The sequence below is a fragment of the Actinomadura sp. NPDC049753 genome (genome assembly GCF_040674655.1).
Classification (GTDB): domain Bacteria; phylum Actinomycetota; class Actinomycetes; order Streptosporangiales; family Streptosporangiaceae; genus Spirillospora; species Spirillospora verrucosospora.
Genome location: NZ_JBFARL010000320.1, coordinates 1 through 5,985, shown reverse-complemented (window position 1 = coordinate 5,985; position 5,985 = coordinate 1). Strand labels below are relative to the sequence as shown.

6 protein-coding genes are annotated in these 5,985 nt (G+C 76.5%); 2 read left to right on the top strand and 4 right to left on the bottom strand.

All coding sequences use genetic code 11. The features are described 5' to 3' along the window. Window positions 1-137 precede the first annotated feature (137 nt). On the bottom strand, window positions 138-1,358 hold the full coding sequence (locus tag AB0K37_RS39760; RefSeq protein WP_363990744.1) for a hypothetical protein: 1,221 nt from the start codon (window positions 1,356-1,358) through the stop codon (window positions 138-140). A gap of 228 nt (window positions 1,359-1,586) precedes the next feature. On the opposite strand from AB0K37_RS39760, the gene AB0K37_RS39755 reads away from it, so the two are divergent. Further along, complete coding sequence (locus AB0K37_RS39755; protein WP_363990741.1) at window positions 1,587-2,087, top strand: WYL domain-containing protein; 501 nt, start codon at window positions 1,587-1,589, stop codon at window positions 2,085-2,087. Between the two features lie 114 nt (window positions 2,088-2,201). On the opposite strand, the gene AB0K37_RS39750 is transcribed toward AB0K37_RS39755, so the two are convergent. Beyond that, window positions 2,202-3,332 carry a glutamate--cysteine ligase gene (locus AB0K37_RS39750; RefSeq protein ID WP_363990738.1) on the bottom strand — a complete coding sequence of 377 codons (1,131 nt, stop codon included), beginning with the start codon at window positions 3,330-3,332 and terminating at the stop codon, window positions 2,202-2,204. Window positions 3,333-3,448: 116 nt separating this feature from the next. Between AB0K37_RS39750 and AB0K37_RS39745 the strand changes: the two genes are divergently transcribed. Then, on the top strand, window positions 3,449-4,465 hold the full coding sequence (locus AB0K37_RS39745) for a hypothetical protein (protein WP_363990735.1): 1,017 nt from the start codon (window positions 3,449-3,451) through the stop codon (window positions 4,463-4,465). Here the strand turns inward: AB0K37_RS39745 and AB0K37_RS39740 are convergent. Continuing rightward, window positions 4,440-5,234, bottom strand: coding sequence for an alpha/beta hydrolase (locus tag AB0K37_RS39740; RefSeq protein ID WP_363990732.1), 795 nt, complete (start codon window positions 5,232-5,234; stop codon window positions 4,440-4,442). The two genes, AB0K37_RS39745 and AB0K37_RS39740, sit on opposite strands and share 26 nt — an antisense overlap. 60 nt (window positions 5,235-5,294) lie before the next feature. Continuing rightward, window positions 5,295-5,985: helix-turn-helix domain-containing protein (locus tag AB0K37_RS39735; protein WP_363990729.1), on the bottom strand; the 691-nt coding region annotated here is incomplete at its 5' end.

Below are 5,985 nucleotides of genomic sequence, written 5' to 3'. Positions count from 1 at the left end.
GCAGACGCGGCAGACCGTCGGAAGCGCCGGAACCGAGGAGGTCTGGCGGCTCAAAAGGCTGCGGGAGTGGCTGGCGATGCAGACGTCGCAGTAGCCGTCCGCGATCGTCCCGCCGCATCCCGGCTGCGCGCACTGGCTCATCGATCCGCTCCCTTCGCCCGCGAGGTGACGGCCCGCTGGTACGCGTTCAGGGCCACGGTGGCCTTCCGCAGATCGCAGGGGGAGGTCCACAGCAGCTCGCGTGCCTGCTCGTAGGACCGGGCCAGTTCGGCGTCCTCGGCGTGGCCGAGCCGCGCGGCCTTCGCCCGGTAGGCCTGCAGGCGGCCGCGCAGCTCCTCGCGCCGGTCCAGCAGGCCCCGGATCAGGCCGGTGGTCTCGCGTGCCCGCGCCAGCGCAGCGTCCGCGGCGCGCTCCAGTTCGGCGACCCGCCGCGCGGTCTCGCGCCAGCCGCCGCCCCGCGCGGCCGCGCCCGGCCGGGGCCGGGTGACGGCGGCGAGGCGGTCGGCGAGGGCGGCGGAGGAGTCGGGCGGGTCGGGCAGCGCGGGCGCGGTGATCTTGATGAGGACCTCGTCGCGGGCGGCGCGCGCCTCGGCCTCGGCCTCGCGCACCACGTCCAGGACGGCGGCGACGCCGCGGATCCGGGCGGCGAACCCCTCGCGCAGCCGCTCCGCCTCCTCCAGGCCGCGGCGCACCTCGGCGAGGCCGGAGCGGATCGCGTCCAGCCGAGCGGTGTCGGCGTGGCCGTCCCGCGCCAGCGCGAGCGGGTCGGCGCGCACGGTCGCGGCGACGGTCTCCAGCTCGTCGCGCAGCCGCTCGAAGGCGGGGTCCGCGCCGCCGGCCGACTCCAGCAGCTCCTCGGCCGCCCGCCGCTCGGCCTCGACCTCGGCCAGCCGCGACAGCAGCGTCGACCAGACCGCGTCGAGCGCGGCGACCGCCCGCGCGATCTCCTCGTAGAGCGGCGTCATCCGGTCGACCGCCGCCCGCGGCGTCAGCCTCTCGCCGGACGGGGCGGCCAGCAGCGTCCGGCGCTCCAGCGGCACCTCCGCCGCGGGCAGCTCCACCGACGGCCCCTCCAGGAGGCGGGTGAGCTCGGCGAGCTGCGCCTGACCGGGCCTGCCGTGGCGGGCCCGCAGCTCCTCGGCGGCGGACAGGACGCGCCCGTGCAGGTCGAACAGCAGCCACAGGGACGCCGTCCGCGACCGCACGTCGGACTGCACGCGCAGGGTCGCGCCCCGCAGCGCCGCGCCTTCCAGCAACTGGTACCCCTGGTGGGCCTCCAGCTCCAGCAGGGCCGCGCCGATCCGCTCCCTCTCGTCCCGGAGGCGCGCGAGGGCCCGGTCCGCCTCGTCTCGGCCCATCGGAGGCCGGTCCAGGCGCGGCTCACTCAACGCTGATCCACGTCTGGCCCATGTTCGCCCCTGATTCCCCCGAATAGGCACGTTTCCGGGGCCAGTTTTCACCATGCGAGGCCGCCTTCTCAAGCGCGGAGCCGATCACCCCGCCGGACGGGCCCCGTCCGCACCGCGAAGGCCGCGCCTCCCCGCGCGGGCCTCCAAAATGTCAGTGTTCGAACGTATGATCGAACCATGGCGAACGTTGCGACGCACCCCCAGACCGCGCCCACCGCGCCGGCCGCGCTCACGGCGGCGGAGATCGCCGCCCTCGCGCTCTCGCTCGCGCACCTCGGCACCGGCCCGCAGGCCACCACCGCGCGCCGCGCCCTCCACACCCTCCTCGACGCCGCTCCGCACGACGACGTGGTCACCACCACGCTCGCCACCCTCACCACGCCCCTGGACGCCTCCACCTCCGACCGCGCCCGCGTGGTCGCCGCCGCCATCACCGAGCACCGCGTCGTCCGGCTCTGCTATGGCGACGCCGGCGCCAACGTCACGATCCGCGAGGTCGAGCCGGTCACCTGCCTGGTGCACCGCGACCACTGGTACCTCGTCGGCTGGTGCCGCATGCGCCGCGGCGTGCGCGCCTTCCGCTTCGACCGCATCCTCGCGGTCGAGTCCACCGGCCTGCTCGCCCGGCACCGGCGCGCCGACCGCTACCTCCCCTTCCAGAGGCGCCGCGCGGCCTGACCGCCCGCCGCGGGGGCCGCGCCGCGGCGGTTCCCGCGGCGGACCCGCGGGCGTCCGCGGGCCGCTCCCGAAGCCGCCCTGCCGCAACTGGGCCGCCCCGGCCGGACCGGCCGGTCAGACCGCCATCGTCCGCTGGACGGCGGCGATGACCACGGTCCTCAGATCGCCGGCACGGGAGTAGGCGGCGCGCTGGAACCGGGCTCCGTTCCCGCGTTCCAGCACGCCGCCGAGGAGCTTGGCGACGGTGTCGAGATCGCCCGCGCGGTCGAGCGCGGGCGACAGGTGCTCGACGAGCGCGGCCACCACCTCGCGGGCGGGGGCGGCCGTGTGGGTGCGCGGGTGCACGAGCTCGCCGCGCAGGCCCGAGCGCCCGGCCCGCCACATGGCCAGGCGCACCAGGTCCGTGCGCACCGGGTCGGGCGGCTCGCTCCGCCGCCACGCGTCCGCGGCGGTGTCGACCAGCGCCCGCACCAGCGCGCCCATCAGCACGGTGTCGTCGGCGTCCAGGCACACGTCCGCGACGCGGATCTCGACCGTCGGATAGTGCCGCGACAGCCGGGCGTCGAAATAGATCATGCCCTCGTCCACCAGGACCCCGGTCGCGAGCAGCGCGTCCACCGCCGTCCGGTACGCGTTCGCCGAGCCGAACAGCTCGGTCGGGCCGCTGGAGGGCCAGCGGCCCCACACCTGGTGCCGCCAGCTGTCGGAGCCCGTGTCGGCGCCCTGCCAGAACGGGGAGTTCGCGCTGAGCGCGAGCAGCGGGGGCAGCCACGGCCGGATCCGGTCGAGGACGGCGGCGCCCTCCTCCGGGGACTCGATGCCGACGTGCACGTGGCAGCCGCAGGTGAGCTGTTCGTCGGCGGTGGGCCCGAAGGCGTCGGCCATCCGCAGGTAGCGGTGCGACGGGGTGAGCGAGGGGCGGACGCTGACCGGCGACGTCGCCAGCGCGGCGACGGCGGCGCCCACCCCGGCCGCGGACTGGCCCGCCGCGACCCGCGCCGACCGGACGTGGTCGGACAGCTCGTCGAGCGAGCCGCAGACCGGGGTGGCCGTCTCCAGCTGCTCGCGCTGGAGCTCGGTCTCCAGCGCCTTGGAGCGCCGGCCGCCGGTCAGGAACAGCTCGTCGTGGCGCCGGGCGTAGTGGATCACGGAGCCGGACAGGGCCTGGGGCGCGCCCGTCTCCGGGTCGACCAGGAGCAGCTCCTCCTCCACGCCGAACGTGCGCCCCGCCGCGCGAAGTGTCACCAGACATTCCTTCCCTGCCAGCACGGATGTACGTCCCGCGAGGGGAGCGTTCTGGCGGCGCGGGCATGCCTAGAATGCGCCCGCGCCGACCGAGCGCTTGGTCAAAAGGTGGTGGTATGTCCTATCTCGTCGGCCAGTGGGGCACCGGACCCGTCGGCAGATCGTCGCTCGGGGCGCTGCTCGAGCACCCGGACCTCGAACTCGCCGGAGTCGTCGCCGTCGACCCCCGGCACGCCGGCGTCGACGCCGCCGAGCTGGCCGGAAGCGGCCGCCCGGCCGGGATCCGCGCCACCGAGGACCCGGCCCCGCTCCTGGCCCGGCGGCCCCACGTCGTCTGCCACACGGCCACCCGCTCCCGGGACGCGGCAGGGGAGCTGTGCCGCATCCTGGAATCGGGCACCGGCGTGGTGTCGGACGTTCTGCCCTCACTCGTCCACCCGCCGTCCGCCGACCGCGCCCTCGTCCGCCGGCTCCGGTCCGCGTGCGCGACCGGCGGCGCCGCCTGCCTCACCCTCGGATCCAGCCCGGTGAACGACGTCCTCCCGCTGCTGCTGAGCGGCGGCTGCCTGCGCGTGCACGGCGTCAAGGTCACCCGGTTCAGCTGCCGGGACGACCCCGAGACCGGCGCCCGGCTCGGCTTCGGCGGCCCCCTCGGGCACCGTCCGCCGATCGTCAGGCCGGGCGGGCCGAGGCGGGCATGGGGCCCGGTCGTGCGCCTCCTCGCCGAGCACCTGGCGGTTCCGCTGGACGAGGTGTCCGAGACCTACGAACTGTGCCCGGCGCCCGAGGACATCGGCCGCGTCGCCAAGGGGACCCTCGCCGGCCTGCGGTTCCAGGTGTCGGGGCTGCTGCGCGGCCGTCCCGTGATCACCGTCGAGCAGGTCGCCCGGGCGCGCGCCGACATCGCCCCCCACTGGCCGGCCCCGCCGCCGGGCGCGACCGGCGGCCACCGCGTCGAGATCGACGGCGAGCCGCCCTGGCGGATGGACCTCGCGGGGCCCGCCGCCGACGACCCCGCCGCCTCGACCGGGCTGCGCATGGTCAGCGCCGTCCCCGCCGTGGCCGAGGCGCCGCCGGGCCTGCACACCCCGCTGACCCTGCCGCCGTTCACCGGCCGGCGCCGCCTTCGCTGAGCCATGCGGCGACCAGCGTCCCGGTCTCCTCCGGACGGTCGACGTAGAGCATGTGGCCGGCGTCGACCTCGCTGATCACGAGGCCGGGGCCGAGCGCGGCGCGCAGGTCCACCACGAACTCGGGACGGACGAAGTCGGCCTCCGTCGCGATGACCAGGTGCGTGGGCAGGTCGGCGGGCGGCGCGAGGTGGGGGCGGGCCATCTCCGAGTACGCGGTCACCGCGGCCGCCGGTTCGAACCGCCACCGCAGCCGTCCGTCCGGGCCGTGCTCCAGGTGATCGGCGACCTCCTCGTCCACGGCCTCCGGCGGAGCCGCCGGCCAGCGCGCCGCCCGGTCGGCCCGCGCCTCGGCGACGTCGCCGTAGGACGCCGGGGACAGGAGCCCGCGCGCCTCCCGGCCCGCGGCCGCCGGGGCCAGCCCGATGGCCGGGTCCAGCAGGAGGAGCCGCCGCACCCGCCGCGGCGCGGTCCGCGCCAGATGCAGCGCGATCATCCCGCCGTAGGAGTGCCCGACGAGGTCGGCCCGCTCGACGCCCTCGGCGTCCATCATCGCGAGGACGTCGGCCACGTGCCGCTCGACCGTCCACGGCGGCTCGTGCGTCGACCGCCCGTGGCCGCGCAGGTCGGGCGCGAGGACGGAGCGGTCCGGCAGGTACCGCTCGGCGGTCCGCCGCCAGCGCGCCCCGTGACCGCAGACCCCGTGGAGCATGACCACCGGTGCTCCGCCCGGGTCCCCGTACCGATGAACATGCAGTACCGCGTCCGCCATGCGCTAAAGCGTATGCGCGCGGGGCCGGCCGCGAACGGCCTTCACCGGTCACCGGCCCGATCAGGAACGTTCCCAGCGGACGGATGACAGGGCCAGGAGCGCCACATGGAAGGACACGCACGACTCCACGTCGTCGAGATCGGCGTCCAGGACCCGTTCGATGCGGCGGAGGCGCTCGTAGAAGGCGGGGCGGGAGAGGTGCGCCTGCTGGGCGGCGACGGCCTTGTTCCGGCCGGATTCGAGGTACAGCTCCAGGATGCGCGTGAGGTCGCTGCCGCGCTGGGCGTCGTACTCCAGGAGCGGGCCGAGCTCGCGCTCGACGAAGGTCTGGACGCGGGCGTCGTCGCGGAGGAGGTGCAGCAGCCCGCGCAGGCGCAGGTCGGGCAGGCGGTAGTAGAGGCGGGCCCCGGAGCCGCGCGCGGCGACGTCGGCGACCTGCTCGGCCTCCAGGAAGGAGCGGCGGACGTCGCGGATCGTCTCCACCACCGATCCGGCGGCCATCACGGTGTCGCCGGACTGCTTGCGGATCCGGGTGGCGACCTCGGTGAGCGCGGTCTCCACGTCGGCGCGGGCGGGCAGGGAGGCCAGGACGCCGACGCGGGCGTGCGGGCCGCCCTCGTCCAGCACGCCGACGAGCGCGGCGAGGCGCGCGTCCTTGCAGGCCGCCGCGGCCGTCTCGGCGAGCTGCGACAGCTCCCCGACGGGCGGGGCGGACCGGGACAGCGCGGGGCCGCGGTGGCGGAGCACGGCG

Excerpts from the sequence above, each read along its gene's own strand:
- AB0K37_RS39740 (WP_363990732.1), bottom strand. The coding sequence starts at position 5,234 with ATGGCGGACGCGGTACTGCATGTTCATCGGTACGGGGACCCGGGCGGA.
- AB0K37_RS39755 (WP_363990741.1), top strand. The coding sequence starts at position 1,587 with ATGGCGAACGTTGCGACGCACCCCCAGACCGCGCCCACCGCGCCGGCC.
- AB0K37_RS39745 (WP_363990735.1), top strand. The coding sequence starts at position 3,449 with ATGTCCTATCTCGTCGGCCAGTGGGGCACCGGACCCGTCGGCAGATCG.
- AB0K37_RS39760 (WP_363990744.1), bottom strand. The coding sequence starts at position 1,358 with ATGGGCCGAGACGAGGCGGACCGGGCCCTCGCGCGCCTCCGGGACGAG.